Origin of the sequence: Rothia sp. HMSC061E04 (assembly GCF_001813685.1) — a bacterium.
GTDB lineage: Bacteria > Actinomycetota > Actinomycetes > Actinomycetales > Micrococcaceae > Rothia > Rothia mucilaginosa.
Genome location: NZ_KV813706.1, coordinates 333,344 through 358,964, shown reverse-complemented (window position 1 = coordinate 358,964; position 25,621 = coordinate 333,344). Strand labels below are relative to the sequence as shown.

The following is a 25,621-nucleotide window of genomic DNA, read 5'->3' as shown; positions in this document are numbered from 1 at the left end:
AAGAGTTGAAGCTCCAGCACATCAGGAATAAAAGAGAAGGGTTCCGTGTTAGGTACTAAGCCTGGTGCGGAACCCCTTTTCTGCGGCGCCCGAACTTCTAACGGAAAGAAGCTCACCGCAATACCTAAGAGTCTATGGTGGAGCTGTGGCCTGCCTCCATATTGACCACCCGGGGCTCAGCACCTCCCAACTGCTACTAAAATAGAGAGAGAAGGCGCCAATCACCCAACCATGCAGCGGCACCCCTCACCCTATGTATTCCACCTCATCATCAAGGAGAAACATGAGCTCTATCGAAGGCATCGAAGACCCCTTTGGCCCCGGAACCGCAGGCGGCACCGCACTGCTCGAACGCGAAGAAACCCAGCTTTCTGAGCCCGGCGACCACGAGCGCTTCTCCCACTACGTACGCAAGGAAAAGATCCTCGAATCGGCGCTGACAGGTGAACCCGTGCGCGCCCTCTGCGGCAAAATGTGGGTACCCGGCCGCGACCCGCAGAAGTTCCCCGTCTGCCCCCAGTGCAAGGAAATCTACGAAGGCCTCGCACCCGGCAACGACGGCGACAACGGCTCCAGCGAATAATACGCGCCAGACGACACGCCTCAGACAATACGCCTGAATAAATACGAATAAATAACACGCCGCAGCAGCAAGACTCAATGATCCAACACCACTCATGAGACTTTGCTGACGAGCACCAAATTCTTGCACCACAGCCCGGCCCAACCCGCGGATGTGGTGCTAGAATTTAACCTCGCTGTGCCCAGACCGTCAGAGCGCTAAGAACACCAGAGCAATGGGAACGCCAGAGTGCCCACCACCTCCACACGGGGGAGAAGCGCCCCCGTGCTGAGTCGGCGTGAGGAATCAGTAGAGGTAGGCGAGGAAGAAGGAGAGAATGAGCGCACCCGCAGAGGAACCCACACTATTCGACAGTATGGTGAAGCCGAAGCTCTCCCCGGCATACCCCGACCGGGCCCCCTGGGGTACTTCCGTTAGCCTGCGCGCCTGGCAGGCAGAAGCCATGCAGAAGTATTTCGAAACCAACCCCCGCGACTTCATGGCTGTGGCAACCCCCGGCGCGGGTAAAACCACGTTTGCGCTGACACTCGCCAAGGAACTATTCAACCGCGGCACGGTCCGCCAGCTCATTGTTGTGGCGCCGACCGACCACCTGAAAAAGCAGTGGGCAGACGCCGCCGCGAAGGTCGGTATTCCCATTGATCCGAACTTCAAGAACGCGGATGTGACCATCAGCCGCCATTACAAGGGTGTGGCGCTGACCTACGCGCAGGTGGCGAATAAGCCGCAGTTGCACGCCCGCAACACCGAGGAAACGAAAACCCTCGTAATCTTCGACGAGATTCACCACGCCGGTGATTCCCTTTCCTGGGGTGACGGCCTGCGTGAAGCGTTCGACGACGCGACCCGCCGCGTGGCGCTGACGGGTACCCCGTTCCGTTCGGATACCTCCCCAATTCCGTTCGTCACCTACGAGGTCGACAATGACGGTATCCGCCGTTCCAAGGCGGACTACTCCTACGGTTACGGCCCCGCGCTGAAGGACCACGTGGTGCGCCCGGTCATCTTCATGGCGTACTCGGGCCAGATGCGTTGGCGCACCTCCGCAGGTGAGGAAATGGCGGCAAACCTCGGCGAAGGCTTCACCAAGGACATCACCTCCCAGGCGTGGCGAACCGCCCTCGATCCCAACGGCGAATGGATCCCGACCGTGCTCGCGGCGGCCGATAAGCGTCTAACCGAGGTGCGCCGCACCGTGCCTGACGCCGGTGCGCTCGTCATCGCAACCGACCACGCGGACGCCAAAGCCTACGCCGAACAGCTTCAGAAAATCACCGGCGAATACCCCGCCGTGATCCTCTCTGACGACCGTGAAGCCTCCGCAAAAATCGATGAATTCCGTGAAGGCACGCAGCGCTGGATGGTCGCCGTGCGCATGGTGTCCGAAGGCGTGGACGTGCCCCGCCTCGCCGTGGGCGTGTACGCCACCAGCACCAGCACTCCGCTATTCTTCGCCCAGGCAATCGGCCGTTTCGTGCGTGCCCGCAAGCGCGGCGAAACCGCCTCCGTGTTCCTGCCGTCGGTGCCGCAGCTGATGATGCTCGCCAACGACATGGAAGTAGAACGCGACCACGCCCTCGACCGCGGCGCACCCCAGGAAATCGACCCCATGGTCGAGGGCCTGGACGACCACCTGCTCGAAGAAGCAAACCGCGAGGAACGCGCCTCCGAGCAGCTGGCACGCGGCAAATTCGAGGCGCTCGGCTCCGAGGCGTCCTTCCACGGTGTGCTGTTCGACGGCGCCGAGTTCGCCTCCGGCAACCTCGCCGTGGGTAGCGAGGAGGAGCAGGACTTCCTGGGTATTCCGGGCCTGCTGGATGCCGAACAGGTCGGTACGCTGTTGCGAGCGCATCAGCGTGAGCATGCGGCACGCCGCCCGGCGGCTGCGGCGCCTTCGGTGGTGGATCACCGCCAGTTGAAGGAGTTACGCAATAAGTTGGCGAAGAATGTGGCGGCGTGGTCGATTCGTTCGGGTCAGCCGCACGGCGTGATTCATAATGAGCTGCGTAAGATTTGTGGCGGCCCGGCGGTAGCGCAGGCTTCTGCGGAGCAGATTCAGGCGCGTATCGATAAGCTATCGGACTGGTTCGTGGGCCGACGCTAGAACGTGAATAGAATGTAGAGAAAAGCCCCGCGGGTGTGTATGCGCTCGCGGGGCTTTTGCGTGCCCGTAATATTTGTTCGCGTAGACGCGATAGGGTGGGCATCCCGAGTACTCTCGGGGTGCCCGCCCTATCGTTGTGCGAGTTGCGTTGAGGCTAGAGGACCTCTACGACCTCTACGCCGTCGGCTTCCAGTGCCTCAGTGGTTTCGTCAAGCTTGTCCTCGTGTACGGGCGCGGTCAGGTCAACCAGAACGCGAGTCTCGTAGCCTGCATCGACCGCATCGCGAGCGGTTGCCGACACGCAATAATCGGTGGCGATACCGACAACATCGACGAACTCGATGCCGCGCTCATCCAGCCACTCCGACAGGGGAGTCTGCGGGCCGTCCTCGGATGCATCCGCACCGGGCTCGTGCTCGCCGGTTGCGACCTCATCCTCGGGGGCGAGAAGACCCTCAAAACCCGAGTAGGCTGCCTCGAAGCGGCCCTTGCGGAAGTACGCCTCAATGTAGTCGGTGTCCAGGTTCTCGTGAATCTGCGCGCCTTCGCTCTTGGCGACGCAGTGCACCGGCCAGGAGTCAACGTAGTCGGGGGTGTCAGAGAAGTGCGAGCCCGGATCGATATGCCAGTCCTGGGTGGCGACAATCGCGTCGTAGCGGTGGTGGTTGTTCTCCACGTATTCGCTAATCAGTGCGGCAACGTCCGCACCGCGCTCGGTGGCGAGGGCGCCGCCGGCGCAGAAATCGTTCTGCACGTCAACAATAATGAGTGCCTTAGACATATCTGTCCTTTACAAGTAGGAATGAGTTTTCACTCTGATTCGCCAGGTGAAAAACAGTATCTCAGAAGGGTGGTTTAGATGAATTCGGTCGGAATGATCGGCTCACCCTCCGAGAGGCGGTGGGCAGCTTCGGGAAGCTCAGCCAGGGATGCTACGTGGCGGGCGGTTGCGCGGCGCACACCTTCCTCGCCGGTGAAGCCGGGGAGCAGCTCGCCGTTGCGGACGAAGTCCACCATGAGCGGGCGGGTGTCCTCGAGCAGGCTCGGGTCCTCGTGGGTGCCCAGAACCTCGGAGGTCGCTATGCCCATGCCGTTGAGGCGGCGGGCCGCACGCTTGGCGCCACCGATGGACGCCTTGCCAGCCGACGCCTTAGCGACCGGCTGCATTTCACCGGCGGAGTTCTCACGCTCAACAACCTTGTACACCATGGAGGAGGTCGGCGCGCCGGAGCCGGTGACCAGCTTGGTGCCCACGCCGTAGGAGTCCACGGGTGCTGCCGCCAGGGATGCGATAGCGTACTCGTCCAGGTCGCTGGTGACGGTGATCTTGGTGTGGGTGTTGCCGAGTGAGTCGAGCAGTTCACGAACGCGTGCCGCGGTGGCGACCAGGTCGCCGGAGTCCAAGCGCACGCCGCCGAGCTCTTCGCCCGCGAGTTCCACGCCGAGGCGGACCGCCTCGTCCACGTTGTAGGTATCGACGAGCAGTGTGGTGCGGGCACCGAGGGAACGCAGCTGCGCCTCGAACGCTTCACGTTCGCTGTCGTGCAGCAGGGTGAACGCGTGGGCGCTGGTGCCGATGGTGTGCAGGCCGTAGCGCAGGCCAGCCTCCAGGTTGGAGGTGCCCGCGAAGCCGGCGATCACGGCGGCGCGTGCAGCGGAGACGGCGGCGCGTTCGTGGGCGCGGCGCGAACCCATTTCGAGGCAGGGGCGGTTGCCTGCGGCTGCGCTCATGCGGGAGGCGGCGCTCGCCACGGCGGAGTCAAAGTTCAGGATGGACAGCAGGTAGGTTTCGAGGACGCACGCTTCGGCGAAGGTGCCTTCGACCTGCATGACGGGGGAGTGGGGGAAGAACGCTTCGCCTTCTGCGTAGCCGCGGATGTTGCCGCTGAAGGTGAAGGATTCGAGGTAGGAGAGGGTTTCTTTGTTGACGATGTTGCGGGAGGAGAGGAAAGAGAGTTCTTCGTCGGTGAAGCGGAAGTTTGCGAGGCCTTCGAGGAATCGGCCGGTGCCTGCGAGGACGCCGTAGCGGCGGCCTGCGGGCAGGCGGCGGGTGAAGACTTCGAAGGTGCACTTACGGTTGGCTGCGCCGGAGGCGAGTGCCGCCTGGAGCATGGTCAGTTCGTAGTGGTCGGTGAGAAGGGAAGTAGTAGCCATGTGTTTATTGTAGTGGGGGATTAGGGTATTTTTCCTCTTGAATCGGCGTGTCAAGCACTACATAAAGTATTCTTGACTCTAAGTGCTGTAGTGTGACAAATTACCAGCACTCTGCGCGGGAGCAACGCAGGACGAGCATCGGGGTAGTGCAGGGTAAACACCGCAGTAGCGCAGGACGAACACAGGAGCAATACAGAGGCAACACAGGGGCAACACATACCCGCCCGTATAATCAAAGGGAACCGGCCGCAAAGGAAACCAATGAACACTACCGCCGTGACCCTCTCCACCGGAACCCTCGAGAATACCGACCTCGACACCACCCTGGAGAACATCCTCGCCACAGACACCCCCTGGAAAGTCATTGTCTGGAACGACCCCGTCAACCTCATGACCTACGTGTCCTACGTCTTCCGCAGCCACTTTGGCTACTCCCGCGCCCGCGCAGAAGAGCTCATGCTGCAGGTACACAACAACGGCAAGGCAATCGTCTTCACCGGCTCGCGCGAAGACGCCGAAAAACACACCCAGGCAATGCACGCCTGGGGTCTGCTTGCAACCTTCGAGAAAGTAGAAAACTAATGGCGCGACCCTTCCGCCGCACCCCCGGAGGCTACACCGCCTCCTTCGAACCCGCCGAACGCAACCTGATTCGCGAACTCGCCGAAGACGTGCGCGTACTACTGCGCCCGGCAGATACCACCGCCGACGGCGGCACCGTCGACCCACTGGAGGCGCTGGTCGGCATCACCGAAAACCCCACCATCCCCGCCGATAGCGCCGTAGCACGCCTGCTCCCCGCCGCAAGCAGCGACGACGAGACCGCCACCGAATACCGCCGCTACACCGAACGCGACCTGCGCGAAACCAAACGCGCGAACCTCGCCATGCTTGCCTTCGACATTGAGTCCAGCGACCTGCGCCTGAACGAAGAGCACGCCCGCGCCTGGGCTGCTGCGCTCGGCGATATTCGCCTGGTGCTCGCCGACCGCCTCTACATCGTGGATGAAGGCACCGCAGAAGATATTGCGGCGTTCACTGACCCTTCCGAGATTGAGACCCAAGAAGAGTATATGGCTGTGGTGTACAACTTCGTCTCCTGGATTCAGGACTCGCTCATGCTTGCCATGCTCAACGGGCTGGACGACGAAGAAGAGGAAAAGTCCGGCGGAGTATTTGGCGGGGCAGATGGCGGGGAAAAAGAGCAAGAATAGAACGAATTTTTCAAATTCCCCTCAAACTATCGTCATATACAACCACATAATGGTGGTTCTCGACTCATCTAACCGCTCAACGGACTAAAAGGGTAACCTTAGCGAGTTAGCATAGAACGTGGTACCCGACCGATAACGAAGTGTAGGTGACACATGAGTGACAGCATCGACGCAACAAATCCCTACCGTGCCCGCACCCCCTGGGGAAGCCCCGCGCCCGTAGGCCCCACCGCCGCAGCACCCATCGGCGTCTTCGACTCCGGCGTTGGCGGACTCACCGTGGCACGCGCCATCATGGACCAGCTGCCTCACGAACGCATCATCTACGTCGGCGACACCGCCCACGGCCCCTACGGCCCCCTCAAAATCGCAGAAGTACGCGCCAACGCGCTACGCATCATGGATGAACTCGTCGACTCCGGCGTGAAAATGCTCGTCATCGCCTGCAACACCGCCTCCGCAGCGGTGCTCCGCGACGCCCGCGAACGCTACACCCGCCAGTACGGCATCCCCGTCATTGAGGTGATTCAGCCCGCCGCCCGCCGTGCGCTCGCCGCAACCCGCAACCGCAAGATCGGCGTGATTGCGACGGAGGCGACCGTCACCTCCCGCGCCTACGAGGACACTTTCGCGATCACCCCGAACCTTGAGGTGCACTCGGTAGCGTGCCCGCGCTTCGTGGAGTTCGTGGAGAAGGGCATTACCTCCGGCCCCGAGCTGCTGGAGACCGCCCGCGAGTACCTGCAGCCGCTCAAGGACGCCGGCGTGGACACCCTCGTGCTCGGCTGTACCCACTACCCGCTGCTGGCCGGCGTGATTTCCTACATTATGGGTGAGAACGTCACCCTGGTGTCCTCCGCGGATGAGACCGCGAAGGACGTGTACCGCGAACTGCTCAACCACGCCATTGAAAGCCCGGTCCCCACAGAAAACCCGCACCACGAATTCCTCGCCACCGGCGAATCTGAGACGTTCTCGCAGCTGGCGCGCCGCTTCCTTGGCCCCGAGGTCACCAACGTGCGCCACACCAGCTCCGTGGCGGAACGCTACCCGACCGGCTCGCTGGCGGCACTCACTCCCGAAATGCTTGCGGCACACCGCAGCATTACCCTCGACGAATCGGCAGATCCTGCAGAGGCAGCACACACTGTCGCGGGCACCGAATTTTCTGGCACCACCCCTAAGGACGACACCTCATGCGTCTAACCGTTATCGGTTGCACGGGCTCCTTTCCCGGCCCCGTCTCACCGGCTAGTTGCTACATGCTCACCGCCACGGACTTCGCGGGTCGAACCTGGCGCATCATCATGGACATGGGCAACGGCTCCCTCGGCATGCTCCAGCGCCATATCGACCTGAGCGATATCGACGCGATTCTGATTTCGCACCTGCACCCGGACCACTGCATCGACCTGTCCGGTCTGCACGTGGCGGTCAAGTGGGATCCGCGCGGCTGGCCCAAGGGCCGCATTCCGCTGTACGGTCCCGCCGCGATTAACGAGTACCTTTCGGCGACTCACGGCCTGGACCCTGATCCGGGCATGAGCACCGAGTTTGAGTACCACACCTGGACTGAGGGTGAGCCCGTGCAGATTGGCCCCTTCCGCGTGGAGCCGTTCCGCGTGGTTCACCCCTCGAAGGACCCGTACGCGTTGCGCATCACCTGCAACGACCGCGAGGGCCACACAGTGTTCTCGTACTCGGGCGATACCGACCTGTGCGAGGGCCTGGTCAAGGCTGCGCGCGGCGCTGACCTGTTCCTCTGCGAGGCGGCATACCAGGAGGGCCGCGACGACGCCCTGCGCGGTATTCACCTGACCGGCAAGCGCGCCGGCGAGGCCGCCACGGAGGCTGGCGTGCGTAACCTGCTACTGACCCACCTACCCGTGTGGAACGACCCGGACATCGCCCGCGCGGAGGCGCGCAGTGCTTTCTCCGGCCCGGTCGGCATTGCCGAAATGGCGGCAAGTTACCGCATCTACCCGCGCCCGACGGAGGCTCACCCGGTCACGTCCACCCTGAACGTGGTGGAGGTGCTCGATCCGCCGCTGAACACCGCGATTGCGCTGCCTAAGCCAGAGCTGGACTAGGCCAAACCCGAGCTGGGCTAAAACAAGCTGGGCTAGTACAAACTGTGCTCAGCCCCGCTCACTTGTCGACATAGATTCAACAGACAGACATAAATCCTGCAGACAGATTCAAGGAGAACCCATGACTGCAACCCGCGAAGACGGCCGCGCCCTCAACGAACTGCGCCCCATCACCATTACCCGCGGCTGGTCCCGCAATGCTGAGGGTTCCGCCCTCATCGAGTTCGGCAACACCCGCGTGCTGTGCACCGCATCCTTCACCGAGGGCGTGCCGCGCTGGCTCAAGGGCGAAGGTAAGGGCTGGGTGACCGCCGAGTACGCGATGCTGCCGCGCGCCACCAACACCCGTTCTTCTCGCGAGTCGCTGAAGGGTCGCGTGGGCGGCCGCACCCACGAGATTTCTCGCCTGATTGGTCGCTCCCTGCGTGCGGTCATCAACATGGACGAGCTGGGCGAGAACACCATTGTGCTCGACTGTGACGTTCTGCAGGCTGACGGCGGCACCCGCACCGCTTCTATTACCGGTGCGTACGTGGCGCTGGCTGATGCTATTTCTTGGGCGAAGGAGCAGAAGATTCTGCCCGCTAAGGCGAACCCGCTGATTGATTCGGTGTCCGCAATTTCGGTGGGCATTATTGACGGCACCCCCATGCTTGATCTGCCCTACACCGAGGACGTGCGCGCCGAGACCGACATGAACGTGGTCGTCACCGGCAGCGGCAAGTTCGTTGAGGTTCAGGGCACCGCCGAGGGCGCGCCTTTCGACCGGGACGAGCTCAACAGGCTGCTCGACCTGGCGCTGGAAGGCACCGCCGAGCTGGCTCAGATTCAGCGTGAAGCACTGGCACACTAACCCGTCCCAGTAACTAGTTCCGTCGACAAGGAGAAACTATGGCAGACGCAAAGATTGTTCTGGCAAGCCACAATAAGGGCAAGCTCAAGGAACTGCGTGAAATTCTGCGCGGACGCATTGACGGCCTGGACGTTGACACCCAGGTGGTTGACGCCTCCAGCGTGAATGCTCCCGATGTTCCCGAGACCGGCGTGACCTTCGCTGAGAACTCCCTGCTGAAGGCGCGCGCTGTTGCCGAGGCAACCGGCCTGATCGCTATTGCTGACGATTCCGGCCTGTCGGTGGATGTGCTCAACGGCGCTCCCGGTATTTTCTCGGCGCGCTGGGCGGGTAGCCACGGCGATGATACCGCGAACCTGAACCTGCTGCTGGCTCAGCTGAGCGATATTTCTGCCGAGCACCGCGGCGCGAAGTTCTGCTGCGCGGCGTCGGTTGCCTCCCCGAACGGTTTTGAGGCGGTCGAGTACGGCGAGCTGCCCGGCGAGCTGCTGACTGCACCGGCGGGGGAGGGCGGCTTCGGTTACGACCCGATTCTGCGCCCCGTGGAGCTGAACGGTGAGAACGCCCTGTATGAGGGGCAGTACGCTGGCAAGTCTTGCGCTGAGATTCCCGCCGAGATTAAGAACTCGATTAGCCACCGTGCGCGTGCTTTTGAGGCGCTGATTCCTCAGATTGCTGCTGCGCTGACCTCCTAAAATCGCTGTCTAAAACCGTCGCTGAGGCGCCAGAGCGTACTCACTGTACCTGTCTCGTAGCGCCGGTCTCACTGCACCGGTCTCACTGTGCCGCTCTGTTGGGTGGAAACGCGGGGTTGGGTACGATTTTTTCGTGCATCCCCCTAAAATCCCCCACAGGGATACCAATTAAAGGCACAATAGGTAAAGAAGCTTTTACCTCAAGGCTAGTGACACCAAAGAAACTCGTCTGCTGAAGGTACCTTCGGCAGACGAGTTTTGCTATTGAAGAGCCTTTCAGCGGGGCATCTGCTCGACGCTTGCTGTCACCGACCGCGGTAGAAAAACCTGCAGCGAAAGAGACACACCGATGCTCATCCTTCTTCTGCTGATGGCACTCGCCCTTGCCGCCGGATGCTGGGCGTACTCCTACGTGTGGCGCGGACTGAACCGCCGCGTCATTGCCGCCGTGAAGGTGGTCGATCCGATGATTACGCTTGGCCCGTACGTCATGGCGGCGTGGGTGGCGTTCATGGCTCTGATCGCCACGAATATCTGGGCGACCGGAACCCTGCACACTGTGCTGACGATTATTTTCTGCGTGGTTGCCGCAGGGTGCCTCGGCTGGGCTGGATTCTGGCTGCTCATGCACTGCCTGGGCGGGCAGACCCCGGGCAAACGCCCGATGTGGTGGCGCGAGGCGGTTGCCGCGAAGTTCGCATGGCGTAACCTCTCCCGCATGCCCGCCTACCTGGGTGCTCGCACCAGCATCCTGCCGGTGCAGAACCCGCACCTGACCAAGCCGTATTCGGGGTCGTGGACTCGACCGCTCGGTGCGACCATGCCCGGGTACAGCTCCAACGGCGAGTTTATTGAGGGCTTTGACGAGTTCGGTCGCAAGATGCCGCGCCTCTACCCGGTGGGCCCCGAACCGACCATTTTTGAGATGGCGCGCTGGGGTAAGTCGGTAAGCTCCGATCAGCTGCTGACGACCTTCCTGCCGACCGCTCCGTTCGAGCGTCTGCGTCTGCCCGGCACCATGACGGGCCCCTTTACCTTTGCGGGGGAGGTGCCGCACGGTGCGGTGACGAAGTGGCCTCGTCGCAGCGGCGCGAACCGCGCCTTCGGCTCCTACGCCCGTCTGGGTGAAATCACCGAACGCAAGGTGGAGTTGCTGGTCGACCACCGCATCATTGCGGCGTTGCAGACCACCCGCGAAAGCTACGAACGCCGACACAGCTGGATGCTCGCCTTCACCGATATCGCAGACGGCGACTTCACGATGGACGCCGATACGAACGGCAACCTGCGCATCACCTTCGGCATGGTCACCGAGGGCTACGAGACTCCGTGGGTTTTCACCACCACCCTGAAAGATAGCCCGCGCCTGCGCCGCAAGGTACGCCACGCCATGAGGGAACGCCGCGTACTCAAGCAGAGCAGCGGCGAGCTGATGGACTGGTACTTTGTGCCGAAGCTCAGCGAATTCCCGCACGGCCCGGTTACGAATGAGCTTCCCGAAGAGTTCTATTTCAAGTCCAATATCATGGTCACGAACCGTCACGAGAGTTCCTCGCGCGCCTCGGGTGAGGCACACTAGGGGAAGGAACGTGGGAGCAGAGCAGCGCATTAGCGGTGACTGTCTTAATCACTCTTTTCCCCAAGCCACGCTAGAATAGAGTTCCGAACGTTGAACGCTCTGCGGGGCACGACACGCGTCGTGCCCCGCTGTCGTTCTGCCCCCGTAGCACTTGAGCCGGACTCGCACTCCGCCCGGTGGCACGCGTTCACCACCGCAGACATATTCACCCGAAAGGATTCCCGTGGCGTCTTCGAACTACACTGCCCGTCACCTCTCCGTGCTGGAAGGTCTGGAAGCTGTACGCAAACGCCCGGGCATGTACATTGGCTCCACCGACTCTCGCGGCCTGATGCACTGCCTCTGGGAGATTATCGACAACTCGGTGGATGAGGCGCTCGCCGGTTTCGGCCAGTCCATCCAGGTCATTCTGTACCGTGACGGTTCGGTTGAGGTGCGCGATGATGGCCGCGGTATCCCCACCGACATTGAGCCGCGCACCGGCCTGTCCGGTGTCGAGGTCGTATTCACCAAGCTACACGCCGGCGGTAAGTTTGGCGGCGGCTCCTATAACGCGTCCGGTGGTTTGCACGGTGTGGGCGCTTCCGTGGTGAACGCGCTGTCTTCCCGTCTGGACGTGCAGGTGGACCGTGGCTCGAAGACCTACCAGATGTCCTTCCGCCACGGCATTCCCGGATTCTTCGAGTCCGGCCGCACCCCCAAGCCCGAAGATCCGTTCACTCCCGCAACCGAGGGCACTGACGCCCTGCAGATTGTGGGTCGCGCTAAGCGTGGCGTGACCGGCACCCGTGTGCGCTATTGGGCTGACCCGCAGATTTTCACCCCCGACGCTAAGTTCAGCTACGAGGACTTGGCTGCTCGTGCGCGCCAGACCGCGTTCCTCATTCCGGGTCTGCGTATTTGCATCCGTGATGAGCGCCGACTGCCCGGCACCCCCGGCGAGCTGGAACCCCACGAGGAAGTTTTCCAGTACGACGGCGGCATTAGCGAGTTCGTCGAGTTTCTGGCGCACGATGAGCGTATTACCGACACCTGGCGTTTTAGCGGCAGCGGATCTTTCACCGAGACCGTGCCGGTGCTGGGTGAGGACGGCCGCTCGCAGCTGACCGACGTGGAGCGCGATTGCGAAGTGGACGTTGCGCTGCGCTGGGGCATTGGTTACGAGACGACGGTCCGCAGCTTCGTGAACATTATTGCCACCCCCAAGGGCGGTACTCACACGACCGGTTTTGAGCAGGGCCTGCTGCGCGTGATGCGCAAGCACCTTGCCGATAATGCCCGCAAGTACAAGGTGGGTAACGACAAGATTGAGAAGGACGACGTGCTCGCCGGCTTGACCGCCGTGCTGACCGTGCGTCTTGCCGAGCCGCAGTTTGAGGGTCAGACCAAGGAGATTCTGGGTACCCCGGCGGTTCGCCAGATTGTGTCGAAGGTCGTGGGTGATGCGCTGAAGGCTCGCCTGGAGTCGACCGCCCGTGCGGAGAAGGCTCAGGCGGCCGCTCTGTGCGAGAAGGTCGTCTCTGAGATGAAGACCCGCGTCTCGGCGCGCATCCATAAGGAAACTCAGCGCCGTAAGACCGCGCTGGAGTCTTCGTCCATGCCCACCAAGCTGGTGGATTGCCGTTCGACCAATGTTGAGCATTCTGAGCTGTTCATTGTGGAGGGTGACTCGGCGCTGGGCACGGCGCGTCTGGCGCGTTCTTCCTCGTATCAGGCTCTGCTGCCGATTCGCGGTAAGATCCTGAACACTCAGCGTGCTTCGGTGACTGATGTGCTCGCGAATGCTGAGTGCGCGGCGCTGATTCAGGTGATCGGTGCGGGTTCGGGTCGTACCTTTGACCTGGACTCTGCTCGCTACGGCAAGGTCATTATGATGACCGATGCGGACGTGGACGGCGCCCACATCCGTACCCTGCTGCTGACCCTGTTCTACCGTTACATGCGTCCGCTGATTGAGGCGGGTCGCGTGTACGCTGCGGTTCCGCCTCTGCATCGTGTGGAGGTGGTGCGCCGCGGCAAGCCGAACGAGATGGTGTACACCTACTCGGAGAAGCAGCTGCACGAGCTTCTGGATTCTCTGCGGGAGCAGGGGGTGTCCTATAAGGAACCCATTCAGCGTTATAAGGGTCTGGGTGAGATGGACGCTGACCAGCTGGCTGAGACGACGATGGATCCGCGTCATCGCATGTTGCGCCGTATTCGCATTGAGGATGCGGAGGCTGCCGAGCGTGCGTTCTCCTTGTTGATGGGTTCTGAGGTGGCTCCGCGTAAGGAATTCATTATTGCGGGTGCTCATCAGCTGGATGCCGAGAGCATTGATATGTAGAGCATCGATATGTAGCGTGCGGTACCTTGCGGGGCATTGCGGTGCCTTGCGGGGCAGTGGTGGCTGGCGTGTCACAATCCATGAATTTTGTGTGAGAATAGTCACGCAATTCTCGGAGATTCCGCGTAAATTCCGCATGAAACAGGCAAATTTAAGCTTTGAGCACTACTTGAAGCACCTGTCACAATCACGAAATCTGTCACCAAAATTTTGCAGAAAATATTAAAAACTGCAATATTTCACCAAGGTTCCGAAACTGCTTCTCAACCCCGCAAGGCACCATCGTGTCTCATTCCTCTCACCACCCTTGCGTCGAGGGATAACGTCCAAGGTACCTTTAGCGAAACGTCAAACAATAAACGTCCATACTATGCACAGCCTACTCACAGCTTCTTAGGAAAACCCTGTACCTTAGAAGCATGAGAGACACTGTGTCAGTAACTCTCGTATGCCCTCCATCGATGGTGGACTACCCGAAATCTGGCACAAACGCACATTAAGTACACACATAGTAAGGACCTATCAATGGATCCCCTTGATTTTGGTAGGTGGCAGTTCGGTATTACCACCGTCTACCACTTCTTCATGGTTCCGCTGACTCTGGGTCTGGGCCTTGTGGTGACCTACCTGTACATTTGCTACGTTCGTACCAAGAAGGACGAATACAAGCGCATGACGAAGTTCTGGGGCAAGCTGTACCTCATTAACTTCGCTATGGGTGTGGCCACCGGTCTGGTTCAGGAATTCCAGTTCGGCATGGCGTGGAGTGAATACTCCCGCTTCGTCGGCGACGTCTTCGGCGCTCCGCTGGCAATGGAAGGCCTCTTCGCCTTCTTCGTTGAGTCGACCTTCCTTGGTCTGTGGATCTTCGGTTGGGACCGCCTCAAGCCCGCAGTCCACGCCTTCTGTCTGTTCATGGCAGTTCTCGGCTCCTGGATTTCTGCATTCTTCATTCTGGTTGCAAACTCCTGGATGCAGCACCCCGTCGGTGCAGAAATGATTGACGGTCGTCCCCGCATGACCGACATTGGCGCAGTGCTGATGAACCCCCTCGCATGGGTGACCTTCTCTCACGTCATCACCGCATCCATCCAGGTTGCCGGTGGCTTCCTGGTCGGTATTGCCTGGTACAAGCTGTGGCGTCGCCGCAAGGACGGCATCGACAAGGTCGTTGACGGCAAGGTCGTCGTTGGTGAGTCCGACAAGGGCGCACGAGACAAGAAGGACTTCCAGGTTTGGATCAAGTCCCTGCGCCTGGGCGCAGTCGTTGGTCTCCTCGCGTTCGCAGGTGTTGGTGCATCCGGCCACCTGCAGGCACAGATGATGATCCACGAGCAGCCCATGAAGATGGCTGCCGCAGAAGCTGCGTGCCACGACGGTACCGCCTTCTCTGTTCTGACCATCGGCGAGCTCGGCGCTCAGAGCTGCGACAAGATCACCCCCATCATCGAGGTCCCCGGCGTGCTGTCCTTCCTGGCACACGACAACTTCGATACCCCGGTGAAGGGTATTCAGACCCTGCTGCCCGAGTACGAAGCTAAGTTCGGCACCAACCTGCCCAACAACCCGCTCTACGGCGAGCGTGCAGGTCAGAAGATTGACTACCTGCCCTCCCTCGAGGTCTCCTACTGGGGCTTCCGCGGCATGATTGGTCTGGGTGCAGTCGTACTGCCCCTCTACCTCTACGCACTGTGGGTAACCCGTAAGAAGGGCGTTGGCACCGTTCCCGAGTCCAAGCTGCTCAAGAACGTTGCTGTCTGGTCCATCATGGCTCCCTTCTTCGCAATCGCACTGGGCTGGATCTTCACCGAAATGGGCCGCCAGCCCTTCGTTGTGGCTCCGAACCTTCAGGGTGATCCCTCGATCCACCTGTTCACCGCAGCAGCTATCTCCCCGGGTGTTTCCGGTGAAGAAATCCTCTTCTCCCTGCTCACCCTGGGCCTGCTCTACGGCGTGCTGATGGTGGTTGAGGTTTACCTGCTCATCAAGTACGTCAAGGCCGGTGTTGTGGCAGCAATGCCCGAGCTGGTTCAGTCGCCCCACGAGGACGAGTCCAACGACAAGTCCAAGCGCGATGTGCTGGAGTTCGCCTACTAGGCGGGTAAGGATTGATTCACCATGAACTTTGATTTCAATATCTTTGCCGGTCAGCCTGGCCTGCCCACCCTCTGGTTTGTCGCCATTGGCGTCTTCCTCATCATGTACATGATTCTCGACGGTTTCGATCTGGGTGTCGGTATGCTGATGGGTTCCAAGTTCACCAAGAACGAGAAGGAACGCCGTCTGCTGCTGAACATCATCGGCCCCGTCTGGGACGGTAACGAGGTGTGGATTGTGTCCGGCGGTGCTGCTATCTTCGCAGCATTCCCCATCTGGTACGCAGCCCTCTTCTCGGCTCTGTATATCCCCCTGACCCTCGCGCTGGTCTTCCTGATTCTGCGCGTGGTCGCCATTGAATACCGCGGTAAGAAGAACGATGAGAAGTGGATCCGTAACTGGAACATCGCTCTGTCTGTTTCTTCCTTCTTCATCGCGTTGCTCGTCGGCGCTCTGCTCGGTCTGACCTCCATGGGTCTGCCCATCAACGAGAACGGCGACCGCGTCGGCGGCGCCTTCGCATGGGTCTCCCTGCCGGTTCTGCTCGGCGGTCTGGGCTTCGTTGGCTTCGCCCTGGTTCAGGGTCTTGCCTTCATCGCCCTGAAGACCGACGGTGATATCCGCGACCGTGCCCGCAACACCCTGGTACGCTGGGCTCCCGTCCTGCTGCTGCCGATCGTTGCATGGGTTCTGACTCTGGACTTCACCACCGGTAACGGCATCTCCTGGCTGTGCACCATCCTGGCTGTGGTTGCTGTTCTGATTGCTTGGATCTCCGCAAAGGGTGGCCGTGAGGGTCGCGCTTTCGCTGGTCTGTCCGTGTTCCTCGCATTCGGCGCTCTGGCAATCTTCACCGCAATGTACCCGAACGTTCTGCCCTCCACTCTGGACCCGGCATACTCGCTCACCATTGCGAACGCCTCCAGCTCCGAGTACACCCTGGGCGTTATGACCTTCGTGACCTGCCTTGGTCTGCCGGTCGTGTTCGTCTACCAGGCATGGACCTACTGGGTCTTCCGTAAGCGTCTGCACGTGGATCACATCCCCGAGGCTCACGACGCTACCGAACTGGCTGAACTGCCGACCAAGTAGCATGTAGCTGATTGAAGAATCCCCCTAATTTCTCTTCTGAGAAGTTCGGGGGATTTTTCTATGCCCCCAGAGGACTATTCCTACAGAGGATATTCCCGCAGAGGCTGCAGCTCTCGGCAGATGAGTGGGCGCGCAAAAATTTTTGGTGCACACCCCCCCCGAAATTCGAGCGCGGCAAGGAGCAAAAAGTGTAATGTGGTGAGCAACTCACTCTTATGAAAGGTGTTCAACGATGAAGTCCCTCAACCGTAGCTCCACTGCATCCGCTCCTCGCACCGGAACTACCCCTCGCACCGGCACGCGCCGCCGCCTGCTCGCCACGGGTGCCCTGCTGGCCATCGGCGTGCTCCCGCTGAGCGCATGCTCGCTCTTCAACCCGCCGCTGGAACGCGACGAAAGCGTCCACGCCGTCTTCGACGCGGAGCAGGACATTGTGAAGATGCCCCTGGACGATTACCTCTACTACGAGCGCACCAACTACGAGTACATGGCATTGCAGATTGCCATGAAGCAGTGCTTCGCCGAACACGGGCAGAACTACACCATCCAGGCTCCCTATTCTGAAAGCGCACCCCGCGGTGATTTGGGACGAAAGTACGGTCCCTGGAACGTCGAGTACGCCCAGAAGTACGGTTTTCAGAAGCGAGACCCCAACAACGCAGCCGCCCCCATCTCCTATAACTCGGGGGAGAGCATGAGCCCCGAGGACAAGCTTCGCACCGAATGCTACCCCAAGGCCCGCGAGACCCTGGAGGCCGCGGTGCCCGAAGGCAAGAGGCCCGAGAATGAAGGGCAGTCCACATCCAGTCGTATCTCTACTGAGGCGGGTAACGCCGTTTACGGTAGCAAACTGCACCGCGAGCTCGAAGAGAAGTGGAAGCAGTGCGTCTCAGACCGCGGCCTCACCCCTCGCTCGGCAGGCTCCGTCGCCGAGGAAACCCCGCTGGCTGAGCAGCTGAGCAAGAACAACGGATTCAACGAGCCCGCCTCCGAAGAAGAGATTCGCATCGCCACCATCCAGGCCGAATGTAACCAGCAGGTCGGCATGAGCAAGCAGCTCTACGACCTGGAAGCTCAGTACCAGATGCCGCTCATCCGCAAGTACCAGTCACAGCTTGAGCAGGACCGCAAGGCAGAACGTGAGCGTGACGAGAAGTTCAAGCAGTACGTTATGGAGCACCAGTAAACCGGGACGCTGAAAGACAGCGCTAAGAAATAGGCAACGCTGACACAGTTTAGAAAGACACCGCCATGACCACTCACTCACAGAACCAAAACAGCGGTCACCGCTTTAGCGAGCGCATCGCCCGACCCCGCGTGCTCCTGCTGCTGGCAATCCTCGCCATCGGCTCGCTCATGCTGTCCTTCTACCTTGGCACCCGCTACGCCGCAACAGGCCCCGACCCGACCGTGCAAGCGAAAACCGTGATCCCGGTCTGGGCGAAGGTCGAAGAACGCACCGTCAGCGAGGGACTCGCCATTGCAGGAACCACCAAGGCGGGAGAGACCGCCCCGATTAGCGCGCGCACCAACGGTGAGCCGGTGCTCGTCTACCAGAACCAGAAGCCCGGTAACGTGCTCAAAGCCGGTGACTTCATCGGCATTATTGGTGCCGACCCCGTCTTCGTGCTGGAAGGGCCGCTGCCGCTGTACCGCGACCTCAACCTGGGCGATAACGGCGACGACGTGCTCGCCTTCCAGAAGGCACTGAACTCCGCCGGGTACGCCACCGCTCAGAGCGGCACCGTCACCGAAGACACCCTCGACGCCGTCACGCGCCTGCACCGCGCGCACCTGACCGGCGTGCCCAGCGAGGGGGTCACCAGCATTGCCCGAAGCAACTACGCGATTCTGCCCGCCGGTAGCCACACCGTCACCGCAGTTGCGGCAGTCGGCCAGCTCATCAGCGACGGCAACCCCATCGCGAGTGTAGAAACCAGCGAACCCTACGTGGAATCCAGCGTTGAACTCGCCGTCGCGAACAAGCTCAAGGTCGGTGATCGCATTAGCCTGCGTACCTCCACCGGCAGCGTGGAGGGCACCATCACCAGCATTGGTGAGCTGCAGAACGACCCCTCCAAGGGTGCGGCAAAGAGCGTGCGATTCAGCGCCGACGACCCGAGCAAGCTCACTCCGGGGCAGAGCGCATCCATCACCAGTAAGGGCAACACCTCAACCACCCTCGCCGTGCCGACTACCGCGGTACGCCAGGACTCCCAGGGCACCTACGTGCTCGTTGAAAAGGGCGGAAGCTCCACCTCGACCAGCAAGGACGCGCCCGCCACCGAACGAGTCAACGTTGAGGTCCTGCGCACCGCCGGCGGATACGCCGCAATCAACGCAAACCTCAGCACGGGACAGAAGGTGCTTGTCTCATGAGCCGCCGTAAGAGAACCCCAGACACAAGCCCAGGACGTGCGCCTACAATTGCGCCCAACGTAGCGTCCGCCGCTACACCTGCCGCCGGGCTCGGTACCGCGCCCGCTATCGAAATGCACGGCATTACCCGTGTTTTCGAGGGGAGCGAACGAGCAGTCCTCGACCACCTCGACCTGGTGGTCGAACGCGGCGAATTCCTCGCCATTATTGGTCCGTCGGGCTCCGGTAAATCCACCCTGCTCAACGCCATTGGTCTGCTCGACACTCCCACCAGCGGAACCTACAGCCTCTTCGGCAAAAACACGGAAGGACTCAGCGACAGAGAACGCGACGAAATGCGCCGAGATCACCTCGGCTTCATCTTCCAATCCTCAAACATGCTGCTGGACGAAACCAGCACGACCAACGCCTCCATGGGTCTGCGCGTGCAGGGCGTACCCTACAGCGAGCGCCTGCAACGCACCGAAGAAACCCTAGAATTTCTGGGGTTGAGCGACCGCGCCAGCATCCGCACCCGCTACCTCTCCGGCGGCGAGAAGCAGCGCTGCGCCATTGCTCGTGCCCTCGCCACGCGCCCGCCGCTGATTCTTGCCGACGAGCCCACCGGCAACCTGGACAGCCACAATAGCGCCAAGGTCATTGAGATTTTGCAGCGCATTAACGCGACCGGCTGTACCGTGCTGGTTATTACCCACGACCCGGAGGTTGCCGCCGCCGCCCGCCGTGTGATTCGCATTGAGGATGGACGGCTACACGAGCAGAGCCGCGCCGATTCCGCTACGGCACCGGTCGCTGAGGCTGTGCCGGTTGCAGGGGACACCCCGACGGAAGTCCCGGCAAGTGCCCCGGTAGATGCTCCCGCTAGCCTCGCACCGGGGGAGAAGCCCGCTACGCATCGCCGCGGAAGCTTCCTCACCGACGACAGCATCGAGGCAATCTCGGCGCTCACCTCACGACCGCTACGCACCCTGCTGCTGGGTCTGTCCTTCGCACTGGGCGTGGGCGGACTCATCAGCGCCTCCGGCATGAGCGAATCCGCCAGCTACCAGGTGAACCAGCGCCTGCTCGGATCCGAACAATCCACGCTCTACATCAGCGACAGGGACAATGACCAGAACATGCTCGGAACCTACCGGCAGGGCGAATCCGCGCAGAATGTTGCCGACCGCATTAGCGCACTGGACTACGTGAAGAACACCGGATTCGTCAGCAGCGTGGCACCCGCCGACGTGCGAATCACCCGATTCAGCCCCTACGAGGACGAACCCAAAACGGCGATTGGCCTCAGCTCCACCTCAAAGACCCGGCTCGAGCAAATCGGTGCCCGCATGAACCCCGAAACCCTGCGTGCGCTCGAACAGATGAACTCGACCCTCACCCAGCAGAACGTTGCCGACCGTGAACGCTCCGAGCAGCTCTCCGGCGCTATTGTCTCGGTCTCCGCTGCCCGTGCCCTCGGCATTATTCCCGAAGATAAGGCTGCAGATAACGCCACAACCGAGCCCCGCCCCGGCGAGCTACCCGCCGTCGAGTACGGCATTAAGCTCGGCGGACTGCCGCAGGTGGCACCCGGTGTGAGCATCTGGGTGGATGGTCAGCTGATGCCGGTCATCGGCCTCTTCGACCCCGGCAATAGCGGCTACGAATTTAGGAACACGGTCATTGTCTCGCCGGGCACACTTCAGCGCACCGGACGCGGCCAGGTGACCTACATTGCCGAAACCGAACGGGGCTACGGCAAGGCGGTCGCCAAGGCTATTCCGCTAACCCTCAAGCCCGCTGAACCCAGCCAGATCAACGTGGAAACCCCCTCCGACCTGCAGAGCCTGCGCGCGTCTATCGCCTCGGATCTGGGTCTGTACGTGGGTGTGCTCTCCGGTATTCTGCTGGTGCTCGCCTCCCTCTCGGCGGCAACCGCAATGTATCTGTCCGTGCAATCGCGCACCGCAGAGATCGCGCTGCGCCGCGCCATCGGATCGAGTAAATGGCTGATCGCCCGCATCTTCCTCATGGAAGGCGTCATGCTCGGCGTGCTCGGCGGCTCCATCGGCGCCTGCTCCGGCATGATTGCGACGATTATTCTTTCGCTCGTGCAGGGCTGGCAGGCGGTTCTCTCACCCGGATTCGTGGTGCTCGGCGTGGGCGTTGGCGCCCTTACCGGTCTGGTATCTTCGGCGTACCCGGCGTGGGTGGCGTCCCGCAAGAGCCCCGCCGATGCGATGCGCGGTTAGAACTAGTGCCGGGTGAGGACCAGCCAATTATCCGAAACTTGACTGGTCAAATAGGTATTGGATAGCCCACCCCTTAAACTGATGGGAGGTAAAAACAGCAGAAGACTAAGGACAACACGTGAGTCGAACGCACACACCGCGTCATGCTGACAAACATCAGAACACTGAGGCACCAGAGATGACCGAGGGAAAGCGCAACGACCGCGCTGACCGCCGCCCACCCCTGGGCCCTGACGCCCGTAAAACCCTCAGCACGTTCGGTGTCATCACCGCCGTGCACACCCTCGCGACGGTGCTTTTCAGCGCCGCCCTGGCTGTGATTATTGCCCGCGCGGCACACGCCGGTTTCGCCGCTGTTGCCGCCGAGCACGCGCGCCTCAAAGAGACCAGCGCCCCGGACGTGTACCGCGCCTACATTGAGTTCTCGGGCTCCGCGCAGGCGCAGCTGGAGGCGCACGGCGGCTGGCTGCTCGGCCTCGGTGGTATCTTCGGTGACACAGACACCATTACCCCCGGCCTGATTGCGGTCGCCGTGGCTGCCCTGCTTGTCCGCTCGGGTACCGACTACCTGCTGGCTGTGAGCGCGCAGCGTGCCGCCTCCGGAGCGAAGTCTCAGATTCGTTCCTCGCTGCTCAAGCGCGTGCTCGCCACCGGTGGCGCAGACACCCCCGAAGGTACCGGCGCGACCGCTGTGCTGCTGTCCCGTGGCCTGAACGCTCTGGATGACTACTACACCAAGACCCTGACCGCGTTCGTGTCCACCGCGATTGTGCCGTTCATCCTCTGGGTTGTTGTGGCGGCCCTAGACTGGACGAGCGCCATGGTGCTTGCATGCACCCTGCCGCTTATTCCGGTGTTCATGATCCTGATTGGTAAGAACACCCGCGACGAAACCGCAGAAGCTCAGGCTGAACTGCACCGCCTCTCCGACCATATTCTGGAGCTGGTGCGCGGCCTGCCCGTCATTATCGGTCTGGGCCGTGAACGTGCACAGACCCGCTCCATGAACGCCCTCGGCCAGCGTTACCGTGAACGCACCATGCAGACTTTGCGTAGCGCCTTCATGTCTTCGCTTGCGCTGGAGCTCATCACCACCATTTCGGTGGCGTTGATCGCTGTGCTGATTGGTGTGCGCCTGGTCAACGGCACCCTGGGCCTGGACACCGCAATTCTCGTGCTGCTGCTGGCTCCCGAATGCTACCAGCCGCTGCGTGATGTGGGTGCCGCCTACCACCAGTCGGAGGATGGCGTTGCCGCCCTGCGTAGCGCCCAGAAGATTATTGATGCGCCCCTGCCCGCCGCCGCAGCGGACTCGGCCGCTCAGGATTCGGCAGTGCAGAAGGCTCAGCCTTCCACCATCGCTGTTGAGGATCTGTCGGTGAGCTACCCGGCGCGTCCTGCCGTGCTGACTAACCTGTCCCTGAACTTGGACCGTCGCGTTGGCACCGGCAACGGTGAGCGCGGTGCGGTTATCGGCGTGATGGGTGAGTCCGGTTGCGGTAAGTCCACCCTGCTGAACGTGTTCTCCGGTGCTGTGCGTGAGGGTCTGGTGCCCACCGGCTCGGAGGAGCCCGTGCACCTGGCCGGTAGCGTGAACGGTCTGGGAACCACCCTGGTTATTCCGCAGTCGCCGGTCTTCACCGCACCCACCGTGCAGACCGAAATGGCTCTCTACGCGCTCAGCGCTACCGAGGCTGAGCGTGAGCGTGCAGCCGCTCTGCTTGGTGAAGCGATGGACTCCAAGAAGCTGTCCGTCACCGATGCCGAGTCCGCGCTGCTGGTTGGCCCGCTGGCTCAGCTGGGCATGGAGAAGCTCACCGCCCTTGAACCCGGTGCCCTCAGCGCAGGTCAGGCGCGCCGCCTCGCCGTGGCACGTACCCTGGCTCGTGCCGAGGCTATCTACCGTGCCGGCGGTGAACAGACCGTGCTGACGGTCCTGGTGGATGAGCCGACCGCGCACCTGGACGCCTACTCGGCATACCTGGTGACCCGCGCCCTGCACCGCCTGGCGGAACTTGGCGCAACCGTGCTGATTGTGACCCACGAGCAGGAGCTCGCCGCTGGCTGCGATACCCTCGTTCGTGCCGTGCAGACCGCCCAGGGCTACACCTGGACTGCCGAGGCGAACACCGCCCGCGTTGCGGTTCCCGCGCAAGCCCCCGCGCACCTGCTCAAGGACAGGGAAGAGTACGAGGCTGAAAGCACCGCCCCGGCGGGCGCCTCCGCAGCTGCCGAGGCCGAGGAAGCCGAGCCTGCCGGCCTGTTCGCAAGCCTGCGCACCCTGAAGGAACTGACCGGTATCGGTGTTCGCGCCGCAACCGGCCCGGTGATCATGGCTGCGATTACTTCCCTGATGGCTGCGGCACTGACCGCGCTGTCCGGCTGGCTGATTGTTCGCGCCGCCGAGGGCCCGGCAATGATGTACCTGATGGTCGCCATTGTGGGTGTGCGTTTCTTCGGCCTGGGTCGTGCCTGCGCCCGCTACGCTGAGCGTCTGATGACCCATTCGAAGGTTCTTGCCGCCGCAAATATTCTGCGTCTGCGCGCCTGGGTTGGCGCATGGCAGAGCGTGAGCAGCGTTCGTGCCCTGCTGCGTGGTGACGCGCTGCTCGAACGCCTCGTGGGCGGTATTGATGAGCTGCGGGACGGCGTGCCGCGCGTTATTATTCCGCCGGCTGCGCACCTGCTGGTCATGATCGCGGCGCTGATTACGACCGCGTGCATTCTGCCGCAGGCTCTGATTCCGGTTCTGCTTGCCGTGCTGGTTAGCACTTTTGTGGCTCCGTGGATTGTGCTTCGCGCCGATGCCCGTGCGGAGGCGCTGGCTCGCCGCTCCACCGCGCAGATGCTGCGCCTGGGTGCCGGCATGCTCTCGGCGGCTGAGGACCTGCGCGCTAACGGCGTGGCAACCACCGCTGAGAAGGCTAACGGCGCTCTGGACGCCGAGAACCTGTCCGCCCTGCAGAAGGGCTCGACCGCTCAGGGCGTGGGCCGTACCCTCGTGACCCTGAGCTGGTTCGGTGCGGCTCTGGCGAGCGCAGTCATTGCGTACCCGCTGGCTGTTGACGGCACCGTGCGTGCCCCCGAAGCGGCGATTGTGGTGCTGCTGTGCACCGGCATGCTGGAAAGCTCCCTGGGCCATGTTGAGGCGGTCCGCTCCTGGCCCGCGTTCAGCCGCCTGCTCGCTACGATTGCCCCGAGCGTGCGCGACGTATCCCTGGAGGGTGTTGTTGCCACCTCGACCCTGAAGCGTTCCGTGCCGACCGAGGCTGAGGTGGACACCCACGTTCTGCCGCGTCGTGTTGAGCGTCTGCGTGCCCGCGCGGAGGCAGAGATGGAGGAGCTGCTGGAGGCTGACCGTCAGCGTGCCCAGCGTTTTGCCCGCCCCGAATCTGCGGCTGGTTCTAAGAGCGATACCCCGCGCCCGCCGAAGCCCGGCGAACCCACCCTGGTCAGCTGCGGTACCCCGCAGGAGCTTGGCGTGAAGGTCACCGACCCCGCCCTGAGCCTCCAGGACGCTGCCGCCCGCTGGCCCGGCATGGATCACCCGGTCTTCACCGACCTGAACATGAACGCCCGTGCGGGCTCCTGGACTGCGGTGACTGGCCCCTCCGGTTCCGGTAAGTCTACGGTGCTTGCAACCGTTCTGGGCTTCTTGCCGCTGGAGTCCGGCCGTGTGCTGGCTTCCGGTGAGGTCCTGGAGGATGAGCAGCTACGTGGCTACGCGGCGTGGTGCCCGCAGGCGGCTCACATTTTCGAGTCGACCCTTGAGGGTAACCTGATGCTGGCTCGTGACCGTTCGGATCGCCCGAGCGAGGAAGAGCTGATTGAGGTTCTGCGCCGTGTGGGTCTGGGCGAGTGGTTTGACGCTCTGCCTCAGGGCCTGCGCACCCCGGTGGGTGCTGGCGGCTCCTTCCTGTCGGGTGGTCAGCGTCAGCGTCTGGCGGTGGCTCGTGCCCTGCTGGTGAACTCGCCTGTGCTGCTGCTGGATGAGCCGACCGCGCACCTGGACGCTGAGTCTGCCCGCGCGCTGATGGCTGACTTGGATGCGGCGACCCGCTCCAGCTCCGTGGCTACGGTTCTGGTGTCGCACCGTCCTGAGGATATTGCCCGCTGCGATGAGGTGGTTCGCCTCTAAACGCCGCTGAGCGTAGCCACCACGGGCGAGATTGAACGCAAGAAACTGCGAGGAATGCCCCGGTACTTCGTGAAAGTACCGGGGCA

The 25,621-nt window shown here is 62.0% G+C and carries 18 protein-coding genes; 16 read left to right on the top strand and 2 right to left on the bottom strand.

The window, feature by feature from the left end:
- Positions 1-283 precede the first annotated feature (283 nt).
- Both HMPREF2927_RS08255 and HMPREF2927_RS08250 read left to right on the top strand, forming a co-directional pair.
- On the top strand, positions 284-583 hold the full coding sequence (locus HMPREF2927_RS08255) for a DUF3039 domain-containing protein (RefSeq protein WP_070687075.1): 300 nt from the start codon (positions 284-286) through the stop codon (positions 581-583).
- Between the two features lie 316 nt (positions 584-899).
- Positions 900-2,687: a DEAD/DEAH box helicase gene (locus tag HMPREF2927_RS08250; RefSeq protein ID WP_070687074.1), complete on the top strand. Its 1,788-nt coding sequence runs from the start codon at positions 900-902 to the stop codon at positions 2,685-2,687.
- Positions 2,688-2,841: 154 nt separating this feature from the next.
- On the opposite strand, the gene HMPREF2927_RS08245 is transcribed toward HMPREF2927_RS08250, so the two are convergent.
- On the bottom strand, positions 2,842-3,468 hold the full coding sequence (locus tag HMPREF2927_RS08245; RefSeq protein ID WP_070687072.1) for an isochorismatase family protein: 627 nt from the start codon (positions 3,466-3,468) through the stop codon (positions 2,842-2,844).
- A gap of 74 nt (positions 3,469-3,542) precedes the next feature.
- Positions 3,543-4,841 (bottom strand): nicotinate phosphoribosyltransferase, encoded by a 1,299-nt coding sequence (locus tag HMPREF2927_RS08240; protein ID WP_070687070.1) that lies wholly within the window; start codon positions 4,839-4,841, stop codon positions 3,543-3,545.
- 261 nt (positions 4,842-5,102) lie between these two features.
- Here HMPREF2927_RS08240 and clpS point away from each other — a divergent pair, with 261 nt between their 5' ends.
- From clpS to HMPREF2927_RS08170, 14 genes are all read left to right on the top strand, one after another.
- Positions 5,103-5,423 (top strand): ATP-dependent Clp protease adapter ClpS, encoded by a 321-nt coding sequence (clpS, locus tag HMPREF2927_RS08235; protein ID WP_070687068.1) that lies wholly within the window; start codon positions 5,103-5,105, stop codon positions 5,421-5,423.
- The gene (locus HMPREF2927_RS08230) at positions 5,423-6,055 is read left to right on the top strand and encodes a DUF2017 domain-containing protein (protein ID WP_070687065.1); all 633 of its coding nucleotides are present in this window, start codon (positions 5,423-5,425) and stop codon (positions 6,053-6,055) included. Before clpS ends, HMPREF2927_RS08230 begins: the two co-directional genes overlap by 1 nt.
- 153 nt (positions 6,056-6,208) lie before the next feature.
- The gene (gene murI / locus HMPREF2927_RS08225; protein WP_070687063.1) at positions 6,209-7,261 is read left to right on the top strand and encodes a glutamate racemase; all 1,053 of its coding nucleotides are present in this window, start codon (positions 6,209-6,211) and stop codon (positions 7,259-7,261) included.
- Entirely contained in the window at positions 7,252-8,145 is an 894-nt protein-coding gene (locus tag HMPREF2927_RS08220; RefSeq protein WP_005507828.1) for an MBL fold metallo-hydrolase, read from the top strand. The genes murI and HMPREF2927_RS08220 overlap by 10 nt, the downstream gene beginning before the upstream one ends.
- 121 nt (positions 8,146-8,266) lie before the next feature.
- The gene (gene rph, locus HMPREF2927_RS08215) at positions 8,267-8,998 is read left to right on the top strand and encodes a ribonuclease PH (RefSeq protein WP_070687061.1); all 732 of its coding nucleotides are present in this window, start codon (positions 8,267-8,269) and stop codon (positions 8,996-8,998) included.
- Between the two features lie 38 nt (positions 8,999-9,036).
- Positions 9,037-9,693, top strand: coding sequence for a non-canonical purine NTP pyrophosphatase (locus tag HMPREF2927_RS08210; protein ID WP_070687059.1), 657 nt, complete (start codon positions 9,037-9,039; stop codon positions 9,691-9,693).
- A gap of 349 nt (positions 9,694-10,042) precedes the next feature.
- Positions 10,043-11,272, top strand: a complete 1,230-nt coding sequence (locus tag HMPREF2927_RS08205; RefSeq protein ID WP_070687057.1) for an RDD family protein — start codon at positions 10,043-10,045, stop codon at positions 11,270-11,272.
- 223 nt (positions 11,273-11,495) lie between these two features.
- Positions 11,496-13,598 carry a DNA gyrase/topoisomerase IV subunit B gene (locus HMPREF2927_RS08200; RefSeq protein WP_070593490.1) on the top strand — a complete coding sequence of 701 codons (2,103 nt, stop codon included), beginning with the start codon at positions 11,496-11,498 and terminating at the stop codon, positions 13,596-13,598.
- Between the two features lie 525 nt (positions 13,599-14,123).
- On the top strand, positions 14,124-15,695 hold the full coding sequence (locus HMPREF2927_RS08195; protein WP_070678120.1) for a cytochrome ubiquinol oxidase subunit I: 1,572 nt from the start codon (positions 14,124-14,126) through the stop codon (positions 15,693-15,695).
- Positions 15,696-15,716: 21 nt separating this feature from the next.
- Complete coding sequence (gene cydB / locus HMPREF2927_RS08190; RefSeq protein WP_049357651.1) at positions 15,717-16,787, top strand: cytochrome d ubiquinol oxidase subunit II; 1,071 nt, start codon at positions 15,717-15,719, stop codon at positions 16,785-16,787.
- 232 nt (positions 16,788-17,019) lie between these two features.
- Positions 17,020-17,973: a multidrug transporter gene (locus tag HMPREF2927_RS08185; protein ID WP_083303622.1), complete on the top strand. Its 954-nt coding sequence runs from the start codon at positions 17,020-17,022 to the stop codon at positions 17,971-17,973.
- A 65-nt stretch (positions 17,974-18,038) separates the two neighbouring features.
- Positions 18,039-19,166 carry an efflux RND transporter periplasmic adaptor subunit gene (locus HMPREF2927_RS08180; protein WP_070687055.1) on the top strand — a complete coding sequence of 376 codons (1,128 nt, stop codon included), beginning with the start codon at positions 18,039-18,041 and terminating at the stop codon, positions 19,164-19,166.
- Complete coding sequence (locus tag HMPREF2927_RS08175) at positions 19,163-21,397, top strand: ABC transporter ATP-binding protein/permease (protein WP_070687053.1); 2,235 nt, start codon at positions 19,163-19,165, stop codon at positions 21,395-21,397. Before HMPREF2927_RS08180 ends, HMPREF2927_RS08175 begins: the two co-directional genes overlap by 4 nt.
- Before the next feature lie 178 nt (positions 21,398-21,575).
- Positions 21,576-25,535 (top strand): thiol reductant ABC exporter subunit CydD/CydC, encoded by a 3,960-nt coding sequence (locus HMPREF2927_RS08170; protein WP_246827399.1) that lies wholly within the window; start codon positions 21,576-21,578, stop codon positions 25,533-25,535.
- Positions 25,536-25,621 lie beyond the last annotated feature (86 nt).